This is a genomic window from Peptoclostridium litorale DSM 5388, from assembly GCF_900141635.1.
In the GTDB taxonomy this organism is placed as follows: domain Bacteria; phylum Bacillota; class Clostridia; order Peptostreptococcales; family Peptostreptococcaceae; genus Peptoclostridium; species Peptoclostridium litorale.
In genome coordinates, this window is sequence record NZ_FSRH01000005.1 from 21644 (window position 1) to 39347 (window position 17704).

Consider the following 17704-nt stretch of genomic DNA (forward strand, 5'->3'; position numbering starts at 1 on the left):
CTGTGGTTTGCCAGGCACAGCAATAGGTTCCCTTTGGTGAAACACCGGGAGTGATAACAAATGAGATCGACTTTCTTTGGGTTTAATATAGCGAAATCGGGGCTTTTTTCCGCGCAAAGAGCCCTTGATATCACGGGACACAATATAGCGAACGCTGAAACACCGGGATACAGCAGGCAAAGGCTTGAACAGGTTCAGGAAACACCTATGAAACTTCCAAGCGGAATACTTGGAACAGGTGTTACAACGACATCGATAAGCCAGATACGAAATGAATTTTTGGACGGTAAATTCAGGTATGAAAATACAGTGTACGGGGAATCGTCATTCAGGTATCAGTCTCTTTCTGAAATAGAGGCCATAATGAACGAGCCGAGCGAGAGCGGGATAAGGTCTGTAATGGACGATTATTTTTCTTCACTTCAGGAGCTTTCGAAGGACCCATCCTCGCTTACGACAAGAGCGCTTGTCAGGGAAAGGGCAAATTCGCTTTCGTATTCTGTAAACCACATGTACAATCAGTTTGAAAAAATGGTAAGGGACTCTGACTTTGCGGTTAGAACCACTGTAGACCAGATAAATACATATGCCAGCGACATAGCCGACCTGAATGAGCAGATATTCAGAGCTGAAATTGGAGGACACAAGGCTAACGATCTTCGGGACAGAAGAAACCTTCTGATAGACGAGCTTTCGAACCTTGTAGGGGTTGAAGTTAAAGAGGTTTCAGTTGGAGCTGGTTCAGACGGGTTCGAGAGCAAAAAAGTCAACATACTGATAAATGGAACTGCCATAGTCTCGCACGACAAGGTTGTGAAGATAGAGGCAGATGAAAACATGGAGCACCCGGAGGGGTTTGAAGAGCTAAATGTCAAAAAACTTAAATTTTCAACGGGGGAGCCGTTTAATACGGATGCCATAAGCGGAAAGCTGAAGGCCCAAATAGACATGAGGGACAATGGCGAGGGCTCTGTGGAAAAGGGAATACCTTATTACATGCAAAAGCTCGATGAATTTGTAGCAACGTTTGCAGCAGAGACAAACATGGTTCACAGGGCTGGATACGGCCTCAACCAAATGGCTGAAACGGCTCCGGGAGAAGGACATGGAATAAACTTCTTCGAGGCGGAAGGCGCTGGGTATACTGTAGAAAAACTGGCATCATCTCCAATACAGGCGGACATCGACAAGGGAATGTCTGAAAAAGAGGCAATAAAAAAATGGGAGGAAGGCAACGAGGGATACACCCTGTTCAAGGATTCAAGCGGCGACATGTACAAGGTTACAAAGGTGAGCGCAAAGTCACTGAAGCTCTCACAGGCCATACAGGACGACCTTGACAACATGGCGGTTGCAGGCAAAAGTGACGAGGGGACTCCTCCGAAGGGGCTTGCAGGAGACAATTCAAACATACTATCTATGTCTGAACTGAGAAACAAGACAGAGATGTTTGCATGGGGCTCGCCGGATGATTTTGTCAAATCGCTGGTTTCGAACCTGGGGGTTGACGCCCAGGATGCAAAGAGGGTTGCAACCAACCAGGAGGTTCTGACGTCGGAAATCGGAAGACAGAAGATGTCGGTATCCGGAGTGTCTCTGGACGAGGAAATGTCCAACATGGTGAGGTTCCAGCACTCATACAATGCGGCGGCCAGAATGCTTACAACTGTAGATGAGATGATAGATGTTATTATAAACAGAATGGGAAGAGTAGGGCTGTAATAGAAGAACATATGAATTAAGATTATAAGGCGGTGAACATATTGAGGATAACAAACAGCATGATGGTGAGCAGAATGATGGGTAACATGAACTCGAATCTTAGAAGCATGGACAAGCTCAACAACGACCTTGCAAGCGGAGTCAAAATACACAGGCCTTCTGATGATCCTGTGCTTGTGGGAAGGTCTCTCAAGATACATACAGACATAGCGCAGACTGCTCAGTTTACGAGAAATGTTGACGATGCATATTCGTTTCTTGACAAGACGGAAACGTCACTAAAAGAGCTTAACAATGTAATGCACAGGGTGAGGGAGCTCACAGGCCAGGCGGCAAACGGAGTGCTCACAAAAGAGGACTCCCAGAAGATAGAATCAGAAATAAAGCAGCTGAAGGACCACATGACAAAGATAGGAAACGACACTTATGTTGGAAGGCACATATTCTCGGGATTCGCAACCGACAAGCCGTTTCTCGACAAGCAGGGAAGCATATCCAGCGAGTTCATATCCTCTGCTGACGGCAGCATAAAGACAAAGGGCCAGGACATAGAATATCAGGTCGGGGTTTCTGGAAAATCAACCGTGAACATAACAGGAGACCAGATATTCGGACCGGTAGAGACGGACAGGGTCAAATACGAGCCTGACGCCGGCGGAGACTACTACTGGAAGGAAAACCTGACACTCATGGGTAGCTACAAGATGAATGTTCCCCAGCTGGACAAGGACGGAAATGAGATCGACGTGGACGGAACGCTTGTGAAGGATACGGGGAAAGCCGGCGCCACAAAGGAGATAATGGTCCAGGGGACCATGGACAAGCTCATAGCGGCCATGGAAAAAGGAGACAGCGAAGCAATGTCGAATCTTCTCCAGGACATAGACGTGCACATGGACAATATAAACAAGCTCAGGGGAGACGTGGGAGCGAGGATGAACACAGTGGAGGTCATAAAGGACAGAGCTGAGACAATGAACCTTAACTTCGCAAAACTTCTTTCAGAGACCGAGGATACGGACATGGGCGAAGCTGTAATGAACCTTAGCATGAGAGAGGCTGTATACAAGGCTTCGCTTTCGACAGGGGCGAGGATAATACAGCCTACGCTCATAGATTTTCTGAGATAGGAGACTATCCGATTTTTGAATCCGTATTCATAATGTAGGTTTAAAGTTGTCAGTGTTTGGATAAAATAGTGCCGGAGATCTATTTAAAAGATTCGAAATAAAATGCCATATATAGTCATATGGCATTTTATTTTATATAAAGAAAGTCGAGGGGTCGAGATGAATATAAAAACTAGTAATTTCGGAGATATAGACATAGATGAAAAGGGAATAATAGCGTTTGATTCAGGCCTTCCGGGATTTGAGCAGCTCAAAAGATTTGTGCTGATTAAGGAAAGTGACATGGTGATAGACTGGCTTCAGTCGATTGACAGTGAAATAGCGTTTCCTCTGATAAACCCATTTTTGATAAAAGACGACTATGAATTTGAAATACCGCAGGCCGATATCGCAAGGCTTCAAATAGACGACATGGAAGACATAGCTGTTTATTCTGTGGTCACAATACCAGAAAATATAAAGGACATAAGAGCCAACCTTCAGGCCCCGGTGGTCATAAACACTAAAGAAAAGAAGGGCAAGCAGATAATACTTGGCGAGGAATACCCTATAAGATATGAGTTCTACCAGAAAGTGGGTGAGTAGCATGCTCGTGCTTTCAAGAAAAAAAGGCGAGAGTGTAATAATAGACGACAATATAGAAATCACAGTGATTGATGTGTCTGAAAACGGCAAGGTGAAGCTTGGAATAAACGCCCCCAAGAGCGTGTCCATACTTAGGAAAGAAGTGAAGAAGGCGGTTGAAAGTGAAAACAGGGAGGCTACAAGAAAAGTGGATATGGGTGCATTGAAGGGACTGAAGAGGCCTTAGTATATGTGGAAATGAATAAAGTAATGCCCGAGTTTACAATGTTAGATACAGGGGTTGAATTTGAAAAAAATTTCAAAAATATTTTATTAAAAACACTAAAGTTTTTAAATGCAGTGTACGATAAATTAGTTAGAAAAACAAAATGATAATGAACATGGGAAGCTAAATGGGCCCGGCTTTCCGCAAGTTGAAATTCAAAGTTTGTTTATACGGTTGCAAAGGAAGTGCTTAAACACAAAAGCAACTTCTATACATATAGAAGTTGAAATAAAAAGGCATGGATGCCGAAAAAATTCAAGGAGGAATATATTATGATAATCAACCACAATATGATGGCAATGAACACTCACCGTCAACTTGGAATCAATGCTAACAACGGATCTAAGTCTATAGAAAAGCTTTCTTCAGGACTTAGAATAAACAGAGCAGGAGACGACGCAGCTGGTCTTTCTATATCTGAAAAGATGAGAGGACAGATAAGAGGTCTTAACCAGGCATCGAGAAATGCTCAAGATGGTATATCGATGATACAAACAGCTGAAGGTGCTTTAAGCGAGACTGAGGCTATACTTCAAAGAATGAGAGAACTTTCGGTTCAGTCTGTCAATGGTACTAACACAGATGAAGACCGTTCAGCGATCCAGGACGAGGTTTCACAGCTAAAATCAGAGATAGACAGAATAGGAGAAACAACAGAGTTCAACACTCAAAAGCTGCTTAATGGAAGCCTTAAGTCAGCAGGAGGGGCAGTGGTTGGACAGGACACTACGACTGGCTCAGTTGTTGCTAAGCTTACAGCTGGTACTATCACAGGTGCTGCTACTATGAGTGCTGCTACATCACTACCGGCAGCAGGCGATTTCGTTGAAGAGACTTTAACAATCGACGGCACAGAAATAAAAGTTGACTGGGCATCGCTGACTACGGACGAGAAGGCTATCTTAACAGGTCCAAAGACAGACGCGGCCGCTAAAAATGCAGCAGCTGACTTGATCGAGCAAAAGATCAATGAGGCAATAGATGCATCAGGAAAGAACGTAGAGCATGTGGATGTCTATGTAGACTCTGCTAAAAAGATGGTTATAGAAAGCGGATCTAAGGGAATAGACTCTAAGATAGATGCGGGTGCAGCAGGAATTGTTAAAGCTATGCAGGATACATACGTATCTGCAGACGGAACATCAAAGTACAATGGAACTACTGTTGGGGCAAATTCAACTGCTGAACTGACTGTTGACGGCACGCTGTTGAAGTTTAGTTCTAATGCTGCTATAACTGGTGGAACTACAACAATGGCATCAGGAGCTTCAGTTATACAAAGTTCTATAAACCAAGCAATATCAAACTACAACACAGCTACTGGAAAGACTTCTGGTGAAGAGGGGTATGTTGAGAAGGTTACTGTAACGGCTTCGGATGACGGCCGTTTTGTTATAAACAGTGAATCAGGCCCAGTTACATTAAAGGACAATGCAGGCTCGACTACTGCGGCTGATTTAGGACTTGACCAGGCGCAGACAAGCGCTGCTGGAAATGGCGGAATGACTTATCAGATAGGCGCCAACAAAGGTCAGACAATGACATTTGGAGTTGACGACATGAGATCTGCCGCACTAGGAGTAGCCGGTGTCAATGTAAGCACTGCAGCTCAGGCAGAAAATGCAATAACAAGCATAGAAAAGGCTATAAGCTCTGTTTCTAAGCAAAGAAGCTCACTGGGTGCTGTTCAAAACAGACTAGAGCACACAATCAAAAACCTGGATACATCTGCAGAAAACCTACAGTCATCTGAATCAAGAATCAGAGACGTGGACATGGCTAAAGAAATGATGAACTTCAGCAAGAACAACATACTGCAGCAAGCGGCGCAGTCAATGCTTGCACAAGCTAATCAAGCACCTCAAGGAGTATTGTCTCTTCTAAGATAATAGTGTATGTATAGAGGTATTTATTATAAAAAGAGAGGTCTTATTAAGAGACCTCTCTTTTTTTAAAAGGAGAAGATGGATATGGGTGTAGTCGAAGAAACGGAAATCCTTATTAAGGGTATTTATAAGGGGAAGCTAAAAGATATCGACATTCGAATTATAAATTTGCTTCAAAATACCATGAATCAAAAAATTGAGGATCAATCAAGATTTTTAAATGTTATAAAAGAAATAGAAATAGCAATGATAAATAAAGACTATCAATATATATCTGATTTATTGAAGTTTGAAATGCTGTGCATAGTAAACTAAAAGACATAGGGTGATAAAAATGGATATATTTAATAAAAATCTCAATATATTAAAAAAAACGAGTAAGGCACTATATGACACTATTATCAAAGAAAAAGCTTTGTACAATGTTAAATTAGAGCCTTTCAGTGATGAATATAATTTTTTAGTTGAATATGAAAATAAAAAATGTTATATGCATAGCATTTATGATATAAATAATGAAATGAAGAACATATTTGGTGATATGGATGGAAAAGAAGAAATGGTTGTTTTGTTCGGAATTGGTGAGGGGCATGCGCTAAAATATATAAAAAACAATTATTCTAAAGTAAGCAATATTATAGTTATAGAACCTAGTCTGGCTATATTTAAAAACTTTGTTGGAAGACACGATTTGACAGATTATGTTTCAGGTTTGTCGATTTCTTTTTTAGTCAACAAATCTCCGGAATTTATAGGCGAAGAATTAGGAAAGTATATTAGTAAGGATAATATAAAAATTATTAGCCATGTAACGCATAGAACATTATTTGGAGAATATAGCTATAAAATGCTAAAAATAGCAAAAGACATAGTTACTATGAGGCTGGGAAATTATAATTTTGCTAGAAATATGAACAGGCAGTTAGTTATAAATTCATTAGTAAATATGGACTATGGTTATGTGAATGCAGATAAAATAAAAGAACTTTTAAAAGGCAAGCCGCTGATAGTAGTGGCGGCGGGTCCGTCACTGAATAAAAATATACATCTTTTAAAAGATATAAAAGATAAGGCGATAATAATAGCCGCAGGGACAGCTATGAAGATATTGGATTCTAAGGGCATAAAACCTCATTTTAGAATGGCTTTTGATGGACACCAAAATGAATTGAAAGTTTTTGAAGGCATTGATACAGAAGATGTACCTTTGATTTATTCAAATACGCTATATTATGATATTGCGCCGAACTATAAAGGTAAAAAAATATGTATGAACATTGTATCTAATCATTTTTCTAACTATATTAATAAAAAGCTGAATATTGATTATGAGGCTATAGAGTCAGGGCCTACTATTGTAATAGGTGCTATGGATATGGGAGTAGTATTTGGCAGTAGCAAAATTATTTTCTTGGGGCTTGACCTGGCTATCACTGAAAATGCGATGTATGCAAGCGGAGCAGGTGGAAATAGAGAAAAAGAGCATAATACGCATATAAACAAAGAGGATTTTGTGGAAGAAAAAGATATATACGGGAACAAAGTATATACTACTAAAGGTTTCCACATGAATAGACTAGGGATAGAGAAAGTGATAAAGGCAAATAAGAATGTTGAGTTTATAGATGCAACAGAAGGTGGATTAAAGAAAAAAGGTACAATTGTGAAGCCTTTTGAACAGGTGATAGAAGAGGATTTGAAAGAAAGATATGATTTTTCCAATATAGAAAATATAATAGATGTATCGGATGAGGAAAGAGTTGTTTATAGAAATGAAATTTCTTTGGTTATAGATGGTTTACTGGAAGAAATAAAAGAAATAGAAAAAATTAATGAGGAAAGAATTAAGCGTCTTAAAATAATCAACAAATATATAGAAAAAAGAATAAAAAACAATGCATCTCTGCATGAATTAAGGGAAATGAATGTTTATGAGAAACAGATGATGCAAATAGATCTGTATAAATACTTGGTTGAGCCGAGTTTAAGCTTTAAATTTGCAGCAATTGTAGATAAGTTTTCATATCATGGACAAGACAATATTGAAAAAGCAAGGTGCCAGGCAAAGAAATTCTTGGGCATTTCGGCTGAAATTATAATGTTTTTAGAATTGCTTGAAGATGGGTGTAAATTAAAAAAAGAGGACAGGCTATATGAGTTTTTAAAAAGCAATTAGCATAGCGTGAATTGAAAAATAAAAGACATTATAGGTGAAAATATGAAAATTCTTATTTATAGTGATTGTATGTCAATAGGACCCGCAAAGTTAGAAGAAAAACATAGATATGGCGGAATATTGAATGGTAGATATAGGAATATTGAAGTTTTAATTAAAGGGTATTCGGGACAGACCACGGATGAAGGCTGTGAAACAATAGAAGAAGCAAAGAAAGAAAACGCAGATATTGTAATACTCGGGTGGGGTGTAAATGATGCATTGCCGAGAGGACTGAAAAGAAAAACGAGGTCGAAGATTATTAGATCTATGTATAAGCTTCACCTTGGGGAAAAAATACGTCTCGCTATTAGAAAATTTTTCTTGAATCCCCTCGAGTACTTTACGCTTAAGTTGCGTAAACCTCATTTTTATATAGATATAGAAGATACAAAAAAAAATTTTTGCAATATTATAGAAGCGTTGAGGAAGTCTGGATGTAAAAAAATAATAGTTCTTTCAATAGCGCCAGTTTTGAATTATCGATTTATTAACGCCAATCAGAATATTAAAAAATACAATGATATAATAAGAAAAGCATGCGTGGAAAATGACGTAATTTTTGTTGACGTGTATTCAGCATTTGAAGAGCAGGGCATAAAGGAATGCTTAGATGAAGATTTGTTTCATTACGGGGAGCAGGGACACAGGATAGTCGCAGAAAAGGTTGAATATCACATAGATGAATTGTTGAAGTGACAATAAAAAATTTAAAATATTCAAGGTGGCGATAGTGTGGGAAAAACATTTATAATAGCCGAAGCTGGAGTTAACCATAATGGGAATTTAGAAATTGCGAAAAAATTAGTGGATGTAGCATGCGTGGCTGGAGTAGATGCGGTTAAATTTCAAACGTTTAAAGCAGAAAATTTGGTTTTGAAAAATGCGCAAAAAGCCGATTATCAAAAAAAAGCGACTGACTGCAAAGAAAGTCAGTTTGAAATGATAAAAAAATTAGAACTGAATTGCAAAGTACATGAAGAATTAATTGACTATTGCAAGTCAAAGGGGATTGAATTTTTGTCATCGCCATTCGACCTGGAAAGCATAGACCTTCTAGAAAAGTTGGGTATTGAAATCTTCAAAATACCCTCTGGAGAGATAACGAATTTGCCATACTTGAGAAAAATAGGAAAGATCCAAAAAAAGGTTATTTTATCAGCTGGCATGTCAACTCTCGGAGAGGTGGAGAAGGCCCTTAATATTTTAAGGGGAAATGGGACAGATGATATAGCTGTACTGCATTGCAACACTGAATATCCAACTCCTATGGAGGATGTCAATCTAAGAGCAATGAACACAATAAAAGATGCTTTCAAGGTGAAGGTTGGCTATTCGGACCATACATTAGGTATAGAAGTGCCCATAGCTGCGGTGGCAATGGGGGCTGAGATTATAGAAAAGCACTTTACGCTTGACAAGGTTATGGAAGGTCCAGACCATAAAGCGAGTCTGAATCCAAAAGAACTAAATGATATGGTTAAAGCCATCAGGAATATAGAAAAAGCTTTAGGAGATGGAATAAAAAAACCATCTAAATCAGAACTGAATAATATTAGCATTGCCAGAAAGAGCATTGTTACAAGTTGCAAAATAAAAAAAGGCGAAATGTTTACAGAGGGAAATTTAACCGTCAAGAGACCAGGTTATGGAGTTTCACCCATGAAATGGGATGATGTGATTGGAAAAATAGCAACGAGCGATTATGATGAGGATGAGATGGTAAAAATATGAAAAAAATATGTATAGTCACAGGAACCAGAGCAGAATATGGTCTTTTAAAGCCGTTGATATACAGGATATGCAAAGATGAAGAATTGAAACTGCAACTGATTGCTACGGGAATGCACCTATCACCTGAATTTGGACTCACTTATAAAGAAATAGAACAAGATGGATATGAAATAAATGAAAAAATTGAAATTTTATTGAGCGCAGACACACCTATAGGCATATCCAAATCCATGGGGCTTGCAATGATGAGCTTCACTGAAAGCTATGAGAGACTGAACCCAGATATGGTAGTGGTTTTAGGCGACAGATATGAAATATTTTGTGCGACAAGTTGTGCTATGATATCTAAAATACCTGTAGTTCATCTGCATGGAGGAGAAGCTACGGAAGGTGCAATAGATGAAGCCATGAGGCATGCTATAACTAAAATGAGCTATTTGCACTTCACTAGCACAGAGCAATACAGAAAAAGAGTCATACAGTTGGGAGAAAATCCATGTAGAGTTTTTAATGTAGGAGCAATAGGGCTAGAGAATATAAAAAATATAAAATTTTTATCAAAAGAAGAACTTGAAAACAGCATAGGGTTTGAATTTAATAAAAAAGTTGTACTTGTCACTTTTCATCCTGTTACGTTAGAGAAAAAAACATCAAAAGAACAATTCCAACATCTGCTAGATGCATTAAGTGAGATTGAAAATCTAAAGATTATATTTACAAAAGCAAATGCAGATGAGGATGGAAGAATAATTAATAAAATGATTGATAAATATGTTGAAGATAACAAGGAAAAATCCATATCATTTATTTCAATGGGCTCACTCAGATATTTAAGCGCTATGAAATATGCAGATGGAGTGATAGGAAATTCATCGAGTGGAATAATTGAAGCGCCAGAGTTTAATATCCCTACTGTTAATATTGGAGATAGGCAAAGAGGAAGGGTGCAAGCACAATCAATAATAAATTGTGAGCCAGAGAAAATGGATATTTTAAAATCCGTACAAAAGGCTTTATCTAAAGAGTTTAGGGATGAGATAAGATATGTTAAAGGTGTTTATGGAGATGGAAATGTATCTAATAAAATAATCGAGGAAATAAAAAAGCATTTAAGCAGCAGTGAAATAGAAATAAAAAAATGTTTTTATGATATAAATGTGGATTAAATGATTTTATTAACATAGCGATTGTTTATTTGTAATGTAAAACCATAATAATGTGAAAAGGTGATCTTATGGACAAGAATATACTGGCTATAATACCTGCTAGGGGAGGTTCTAAGCGCATACCTCAAAAAAATTTAAAGCTGTTAAAAGGAAAACCGTTAATAGCACATACAATAGAAGAATGCAAAAAAAGCAAATATATAGATAAAATAGTTGTATCCACCGAAGACTTAGAGATAGCTAGGATAAGTGAACTTTACGGGGCAGAAGTTCCGGTTTTAAGGCCGAACGAGCTTGCAGCAGATGAGATACTAGGAATAGATCCCATAATCCATATGATCAAATGGATTGAAGACAATGAGAATTACAAGGCGGATTATGTCATTTGCCTTCAATGTACTTCGCCGTTTAGAAGTGCAAAACACATAGATGAAGCCGTGAAAAAATTGCTTGAATCGGGACACGATTCAATTGTAAGCATAAGTGAGTGTCAAGAAAATCCGCATTGGATGAAGAAAATGGAAAATGGTATTATGAAGGATTTTATGGAAAACTCCAGATTTTATTCAAGAAGCCAGGAGCTGCCTAAAATATATAAGCTCAATGGAGCAATTTATATGGCTAAGACGGAAGTGATTCTTGAAAATAGGAACTGGTATACAGAAAATACAATTCCATATGTAATGGAGAAAATACATTCTTTAGATATAGACGAACCAATGGATTTTAAATTTGCTGAATTTTTAATGGGTTCGGATTTTGAATTTTAGAAAATGGAGGAAATGATTTGTCTAGACCTAAAATTATACTCATAGGTGGAGGAGGTCACTGCAAGGTAATTATATCCATGCTTAAAAAACTAAACAGTCATGAGATATATGGAATATCAGAAAAAAAAGAAAACTTAGGTAGAAAAATTCTTGGCATTACCATAAACACGACAGATGATGATATGGAAGACCTATTTAATGCAGGAGTAAAAAATGCAATCATAGCTATAGGGAGCATTGGGAATCCTCACGCCAGGATAAAGTTGTTTGAAAAGGTAGTTGATATAGGTTTTGATAGCCCGTCTATAATTTCACCGGATTCTGTAATTGCAGAGGATGTTATTATAAAAAAGGGGACGGTAGTGATGCCGGGAGCCATAATAAATGCAGGAACAGTCATAGGCAATAACTGTATAATAAATACGGGGGCGATAATAGATCACGACTGCGTGATAAATGACAATGTCCATATAGCCCCGGGGGTTACACTGAGTGGGGGAGTATCTGTTGGGCATAATTCCCATGTGGGAACAGGAGCTAATGTAATACAAGGTGTGTGTATAGGAAATAATGTATTGGTGGGTGCAGGAACATTAATTTTAAATGATATTGAAGATGATATGAAAGCCATAGGAGTACCTGCAAAAAGCATACCGAGGAAATGAAAATCATTAGGCAGAGAGTGAGACCATTTGGTTTAGGAGCTGAAGTCTATTTATGAACAAAAGAGAGAGCAAGAGTATAAACTGTATTGTATATGAGGGTCAAAGCATAAGGAAAGTCATGGAAGCTATAGATGCATCGACAAAGGGCATAGCAATAGTTGTTGATGGTGAAAACAGGCTATTAGGAACCATTACAGATGGAGACATAAGAAGAGCTATAATAAAAGGAATATCCATAGAGGAAAACGCAATAAAAATTATGAATAGAGACTGCGTATTTGTACACGAGGGATATTCAAATGTCTTTGTGGATAATATTTTTAAAGTGAAAAAAATAATGCAAATTCCAGTTTTGGATGAAAATATGAAAGTTTTAGATGTTTTGTTTTTTAATGAATTTTATTCCGAAACAGAAGAGAAAAGCAATTATGCAATTATAATGGCTGGAGGTCTTGGTACAAGATTGAAACCGCTTACTGAAGAGATTCCAAAGCCAATGCTTAAGGTAGGCGACAGGCCTATATTGGAAACAATTATAACTCAGCTCAGAGATTTCGGATATAAGAATATACTGATTTCGGTTAACTATAAATCACATATGATAGAAAACTATTTCCAAGACGGCAAGAATTTTGGAGTTGACATAGAATATATATATGAACCTAAAAAGTTGGGAACTGCTGGGGCGATAAAGCTTGTTCAAAAATATTTGGATAAAGATTTTTTTGTTGTGAATGGCGACATACTCACAAAGCTTAATTTTGAACATTTTATTAAATATCATGCGGAAAACAAAAACCATATAACAATAGCAAGTCGCAAATATGATATGCAAATACCATATGGGGTTTTGAATGTAAACGGGGACAGGGTGGAAAGCCTTGTAGAAAAACCTAAGATTGAAAAATTTGTAAGTGGCGGTATTTACTGTTTGAGTCCTAAGGTAATAGATTATATACCGGAAGATGAATATTATGATATAACGACTCTTATAGAAAAGGTAATAGATAAGGCTGAAAATGTGGGGAGCTTTCCGATTACGGAATATTGGATGGATATAGGTTATATTGAAGATTATAATAAGGCAAATAAAGACTATTTTGAAATATTTAGAGGTGGTAAATAGTGAATATACAGGGGAAAAGGGTTTTAGTTACAGGGGCAGAAGGATTTATAGGAAGCCACTTGACTGAAAGACTGATTGAACTGGGGGCAGAAGTGACAGCCATGGTTCAGTATAACTCATTTAACGGCTGGGGATGGATTGACACATTTGATGAAAGCATGAAAAAAGAGATTAATGTTTACACTGGAGACGTGAGAGAATATGACAATGTATCAAAGGTTGTAAAGGGACATGATGTAGTGCTTCACCTTGCAGCTTTAATTGCAATTCCATATTCATATCAATCGCCAATGGCTTATGTAAGAACGAATATAGAAGGAACTACAAATGTACTTGAAGCCTGCAAAGAATATGGTGTGGAAAAGATTGTCCATACGTCCACGAGCGAGACGTATGGAACGGCTTTATACGTGCCTATTGATGAAAAGCATCCGCTGCAGGGGCAGTCTCCTTATTCGGCATCCAAGATAGGGGCGGACAAAATTGCGGAAAGTTACCATAGAAGCTTCAACCTGCCTGTAGCTACAATAAGGCCTTTCAATACTTATGGTCCGAGACAATCGGCAAGAGCGGTAATACCGACTATAATATCGCAGATCATATCGGGAAAAAACCAAATAAAGCTAGGAAGCCTGTCGCCGACTAGAGACTTTAACTATGTGAAGGATACTGTGGAAGCATTCATTAAAATTGCAGAAAGCGACAAGACCATAGGAGAAGTCATTAATTCGGGGTCAAATGATGAAATAAGCATTGGAGAGTTGGTTAAGCTGATTATAAAAATCACGGGAAAAGATGTGGAAATTGTCTGTGATGAAGAACGAATAAGGCCGCAAAAAAGCGAAGTAAATAGACTGTGGGCAGACAACACTAAGATAAAACAGCGGACAGACTGGCTGCCTAGATATTCACTTGAGGAGGGTCTGACTGAGACTGCAAAGTGGATAGAGAAGAACATGCAGTATTTCAAGACTGATATTTATAATGTCTAATAATGCTTTGGCTAACTTATTAAAATTGATATGAATGAAAATGAGGAGAGAATATGATTCCTTTATGCATACCGGAAATAAGAGGAAATGAGTGGAAGTATATTAAAGAATGTTTGGATACAAACTGGGTATCATCTGTTGGAAGTTATGTAGACAGGTTTGAAATAGAATTTTCAAAATATGTAAATGCTAAAAAAGCAGTAGTAACTATGAATGGAACGGCAGCGCTGGACCTTGCTCTTAGAAGTTTGAGTATAGGGCCAGGAGACGAAGTGATCGTACCTTCGCTGACGTTCATATCACCGGTGAACACCATAAGGTATGTGGGAGCCACGCCTGTATTTGCGGATGTATGCAGGGGCACATTCGTCATGGACACAAATAAGATTGAAGAGCTTATAACACCAAAAACAAGGGCCATAATACCGGTTCACATTTATGGACATCCTGTTGATATGGACAAGTTGATGTCTATTGCAAAAAAGCACAACCTGTATGTAATCGAAGATGCAACTGAAAGCCTGGGATCCATGTATAGTGGGAAGGCGACGGGGACAATTGGCGATATAGGGTGCTTTAGCTTCAATGGGAACAAACTGATTACAACTGGAGCAGGAGGCATGCTGGTTACGAATGATGAAAAAACAGGTGAGAGAGCGAAATATTTAGCTACTCAAACAAAGACCATAACAGACAATGGTGCGATGTACCATGAAGAAGTAGGATATAATTATAGAATGCCAAATTTGCTTGCTGCAATGGGATGCGCGCAGCTTGAAAACATAGAAGAATATATAAGAATAAAAAGAGAAAATGCCAATATATACAATGAACTGCTAAAAGACTTGAAGGGAATAACCCTTCCAATCGAGAAATCAAATGTAAAAAACGTGCACTGGCTATATTCCATTGTTATAGAGGATGAACACGTTTTGACAAGAGACGAACTTATAAAAAAGCTGGGCGAAAATGGAGTACAGGCCAGACCGTTTTTTATGCCTGTACATAAAATGAAACCTTATGAGAATTGCAGGCATAGCGGAATGAAGATCACTGATGATTTGGCAAACAGAGGAATAAATCTGCCGAGTTCTGTAGGGCTTAAGAAAATAGAGATAGAACAAATATGTGACATCATAAGAAATGCTACTTTGTAATACGGTTTAAATGTCATTTGCATTTTGTACATGCTTTTAGTGAGATTGATTTTTGATTTGATTAAGTATAGAGATTTTATTAGGCTGGTCAATTGTGACATATCGAAAAAAGTCAAAATGTGTAGAAATTCAACTGTAATATACATAAATATAAGTGATTTCATTAAACTTTCATGAGGAAAATCCGATAAATATATTAGAATATATATTAATATGCATGGAGGCGGTGAAAGTTTATGAAACTGGATGGTTCGGCAGTAAACAGTAACATGACTTCTCAAAGGAGTGAGATTTCATATTCTGAGAAGGTTTCACCTGAAAAGGCGGATATGGTGGTACAGTCAAAGGGAAAAGAGCAACAGGCAGCATATCCAGGGGAAAGAAAACTTATAGAGGCTATAGAAAAAGCAAACCCAAACCTTATGGGTACAAATACAAATCTTGAATTTTCGATACATAAAGAGACAAAGCAGATAATGGTTAAGATAGTCGACGCTGAAACAGAAGAGGTTTTAAAGGAGATACCATCTGAAAAGGTACTCGATATGGTGGCTAATATGATAGAAAAATCGGGAGTATTCATAGACAAAAGGGGATAATTCAAAATAGAGGGGTGAAAAAGCATGAGTGCTATTAGATTTGGAGGAATAGCTTCGGGTCTCGATACTGAAAATATTGTAAAAGAGCTTATGAACGCCGAAAAAATGAAGGTGGATAAGCTCTATAGAAGCAAAACTACAAAGACTTGGACACAGGAAGCGTATAACACTGTAAACAAAGACACGGCGAACTTTATAGTAGAAGCCAGAAAAAGTTTGGGGCTTACAGGAACCACAAGTTATGGCACGTCACTTTCAAAGTCGTATGAGAGCTTTTCATGGGTTAAAAGCGCATCTTCTTCGAATAGCGATGTATTTACTGCTAAGGCTCAGGCATCGGCTCTTTCGGGCACACATACGCTAGAGGTGGAGCAACTTGCAACGGGCGTGAACAAGGCGAGTATTAAGGACATTGCAGAGGTGCATGGGCTGGACGATGTCACATCTTCAACAAAGCTCTCAGAACTTGGCATAGCTGCAGATGGAATTGTAACATTTGAAGGTGCTTCTGAAGATGTTTCGTATACTGCTGACACAACAATATCTGAGCTGGTTTCAAGTATAAATGCACTCAAGGATGCAGACGGAAATGCTCTTGGAATAAGAGCTACATTTGATGAAACATCGAACAGGCTGTTTCTTTCAGCGGAAGGCACTGGAAGTGATGCAAATATAAATATAACAGCAGATGATGGAAATCTTTTTACAGACCCGACTCCAGATGCAGATGTATTATTAGCTGATATGGGGAGCGTATTTGCTACGGAACTTACAGTAGGTGATTCATATGCTGGTCAAAATGCTATAATATCATTTGACGGAGCGGAAGGCATAGAGTATTCTTCAAACCAGTTTACCATAAATGGTATAGAGATAGATCTAAAGGCTGCGGATATAGGAACGCCCCATACAATAAAAGTAGACACTAATTTAGATGGAATAGTTGAAAAGCTTAATGAATTCGTAGAGTCGTACAACAGCCTCATAGATGGTCTCAACAGCAAACTCTCAGAAAAGAGCTACAGAGACTACCAGCCTCTTTCTGACGAGGAAAAAGCTGGAATGGACGAGGATACGATAAAGCTTTGGGAGGAAAAGGCTAAGTCGGGGCTTCTTCGAAACGACAGCACAGTAGACAGGATGATATCGAAAGTAAGGTCCGGGCTTTATGAAGAAGTCGATGGAGTTTCGGGCTCATTCAATGCGCTGTATGAAATTGGAATAACCACGGGCTCATATCAGGAAAAGGGCAAGCTTGAAATAGACGAGACAAAGCTAAGAACAAAAATTATGGAGGACCCGGACGGGGTCATGAACCTTTTGTTTAAGACATCCACTTCTGCTGACGATGATACAAAGAGAAGTGAAACGGGTATAATAAACAGGATGTTCGACGACATGACTACTGGCATGAAGGAGATAATCGACAAGGCCGGTGCAGGGGACAACGCAAGCCTTTACAGGAAAGTACAGTCTTCAATAATGATAGATTTTGTAACCGCAGGTTCAAAGAGCATGCTTGACAAGGACCTTCTCGACATTTCAAAGAGAATAGACAATGAAAACAGGAGAATGGCAAGTGTAGAAGAAAGATACTGGAGCAAGTTTACAGCGCTTGAAAAGGCCATGCAGGAAATGAATTCACAGAGCGGATGGCTTTCGCAGCAACTTGGCTAACAACATAACATGAAA

The 17704-nt window shown here is 38.3% G+C and carries 18 protein-coding genes; all 18 read left to right on the forward strand.

The window, feature by feature from the left end:
* Positions 1-60 precede the first annotated feature (60 nt).
* The 18 genes from flgK to fliD all read left to right on the forward strand — a co-directional run bounded on the left by flgK (position 61) and on the right by fliD (position 17689).
* Positions 61-1722, forward strand: coding sequence for a flagellar hook-associated protein FlgK (gene flgK, locus BUQ87_RS05855; protein WP_038265876.1), 1662 nt, complete (start codon positions 61-63; stop codon positions 1720-1722).
* 41 nt (positions 1723-1763) lie between these two features.
* Positions 1764-2852 carry a flagellar hook-associated protein FlgL gene (flgL, locus tag BUQ87_RS05860; RefSeq protein ID WP_038265879.1) on the forward strand — a complete coding sequence of 363 codons (1089 nt, stop codon included), beginning with the start codon at positions 1764-1766 and terminating at the stop codon, positions 2850-2852.
* A 159-nt stretch (positions 2853-3011) separates the two neighbouring features.
* A complete protein-coding gene (gene fliW, locus BUQ87_RS05865) occupies positions 3012-3437 on the forward strand; it encodes a flagellar assembly protein FliW (RefSeq protein ID WP_038265883.1) in 426 nt (141 codons plus the stop codon).
* 1 nt (position 3438) lies between these two features.
* The gene (gene csrA, locus BUQ87_RS05870; protein WP_038265886.1) at positions 3439-3663 is read left to right on the forward strand and encodes a carbon storage regulator CsrA; all 225 of its coding nucleotides are present in this window, start codon (positions 3439-3441) and stop codon (positions 3661-3663) included.
* A gap of 11 nt (positions 3664-3674) precedes the next feature.
* Positions 3675-3809, forward strand: coding sequence for a hypothetical protein (locus BUQ87_RS15650; RefSeq protein WP_278309038.1), 135 nt, complete (start codon positions 3675-3677; stop codon positions 3807-3809).
* Positions 3810-3974: 165 nt separating this feature from the next.
* Positions 3975-5591 carry a flagellin N-terminal helical domain-containing protein gene (locus BUQ87_RS15655; RefSeq protein WP_038265888.1) on the forward strand — a complete coding sequence of 539 codons (1617 nt, stop codon included), beginning with the start codon at positions 3975-3977 and terminating at the stop codon, positions 5589-5591.
* An 81-nt stretch (positions 5592-5672) separates the two neighbouring features.
* On the forward strand, positions 5673-5903 hold the full coding sequence (locus BUQ87_RS05880; RefSeq protein WP_038265890.1) for a hypothetical protein: 231 nt from the start codon (positions 5673-5675) through the stop codon (positions 5901-5903).
* A gap of 19 nt (positions 5904-5922) precedes the next feature.
* Positions 5923-7764 carry a motility associated factor glycosyltransferase family protein gene (locus BUQ87_RS05885; RefSeq protein ID WP_038265892.1) on the forward strand — a complete coding sequence of 614 codons (1842 nt, stop codon included), beginning with the start codon at positions 5923-5925 and terminating at the stop codon, positions 7762-7764.
* A gap of 69 nt (positions 7765-7833) precedes the next feature.
* Positions 7834-8502: an SGNH/GDSL hydrolase family protein gene (locus BUQ87_RS05890; RefSeq protein WP_159434274.1), complete on the forward strand. Its 669-nt coding sequence runs from the start codon at positions 7834-7836 to the stop codon at positions 8500-8502.
* A gap of 36 nt (positions 8503-8538) precedes the next feature.
* Entirely contained in the window at positions 8539-9537 is a 999-nt protein-coding gene (gene neuB, locus BUQ87_RS05895) for an N-acetylneuraminate synthase (protein WP_038265896.1), read from the forward strand.
* Entirely contained in the window at positions 9534-10703 is a 1170-nt protein-coding gene (neuC, locus tag BUQ87_RS05900; RefSeq protein ID WP_038265899.1) for a UDP-N-acetylglucosamine 2-epimerase, read from the forward strand. Before neuB ends, neuC begins: the two co-directional genes overlap by 4 nt.
* A gap of 68 nt (positions 10704-10771) precedes the next feature.
* Complete coding sequence (locus tag BUQ87_RS05905; RefSeq protein WP_038265902.1) at positions 10772-11473, forward strand: acylneuraminate cytidylyltransferase family protein; 702 nt, start codon at positions 10772-10774, stop codon at positions 11471-11473.
* A gap of 17 nt (positions 11474-11490) precedes the next feature.
* Positions 11491-12138, forward strand: a complete 648-nt coding sequence (locus tag BUQ87_RS05910) for an acetyltransferase (protein WP_038265904.1) — start codon at positions 11491-11493, stop codon at positions 12136-12138.
* Positions 12139-12190: 52 nt separating this feature from the next.
* On the forward strand, positions 12191-13264 hold the full coding sequence (locus BUQ87_RS05915; RefSeq protein ID WP_038265908.1) for a nucleotidyltransferase family protein: 1074 nt from the start codon (positions 12191-12193) through the stop codon (positions 13262-13264).
* Positions 13264-14256 (forward strand): NAD-dependent 4,6-dehydratase LegB, encoded by a 993-nt coding sequence (locus tag BUQ87_RS05920; RefSeq protein WP_038265912.1) that lies wholly within the window; start codon positions 13264-13266, stop codon positions 14254-14256. The genes BUQ87_RS05915 and BUQ87_RS05920 overlap by 1 nt, the downstream gene beginning before the upstream one ends.
* Positions 14257-14309: 53 nt before the next feature.
* Positions 14310-15413, forward strand: a complete 1104-nt coding sequence (locus BUQ87_RS05925; RefSeq protein ID WP_038265915.1) for a LegC family aminotransferase — start codon at positions 14310-14312, stop codon at positions 15411-15413.
* Between the two features lie 236 nt (positions 15414-15649).
* A complete protein-coding gene (locus BUQ87_RS05930) occupies positions 15650-16012 on the forward strand; it encodes a flagellar protein FlaG (protein WP_038265918.1) in 363 nt (120 codons plus the stop codon).
* Between the two features lie 24 nt (positions 16013-16036).
* The gene (fliD, locus tag BUQ87_RS05935) at positions 16037-17689 is read left to right on the forward strand and encodes a flagellar filament capping protein FliD (RefSeq protein WP_038265920.1); all 1653 of its coding nucleotides are present in this window, start codon (positions 16037-16039) and stop codon (positions 17687-17689) included.
* Positions 17690-17704 lie beyond the last annotated feature (15 nt).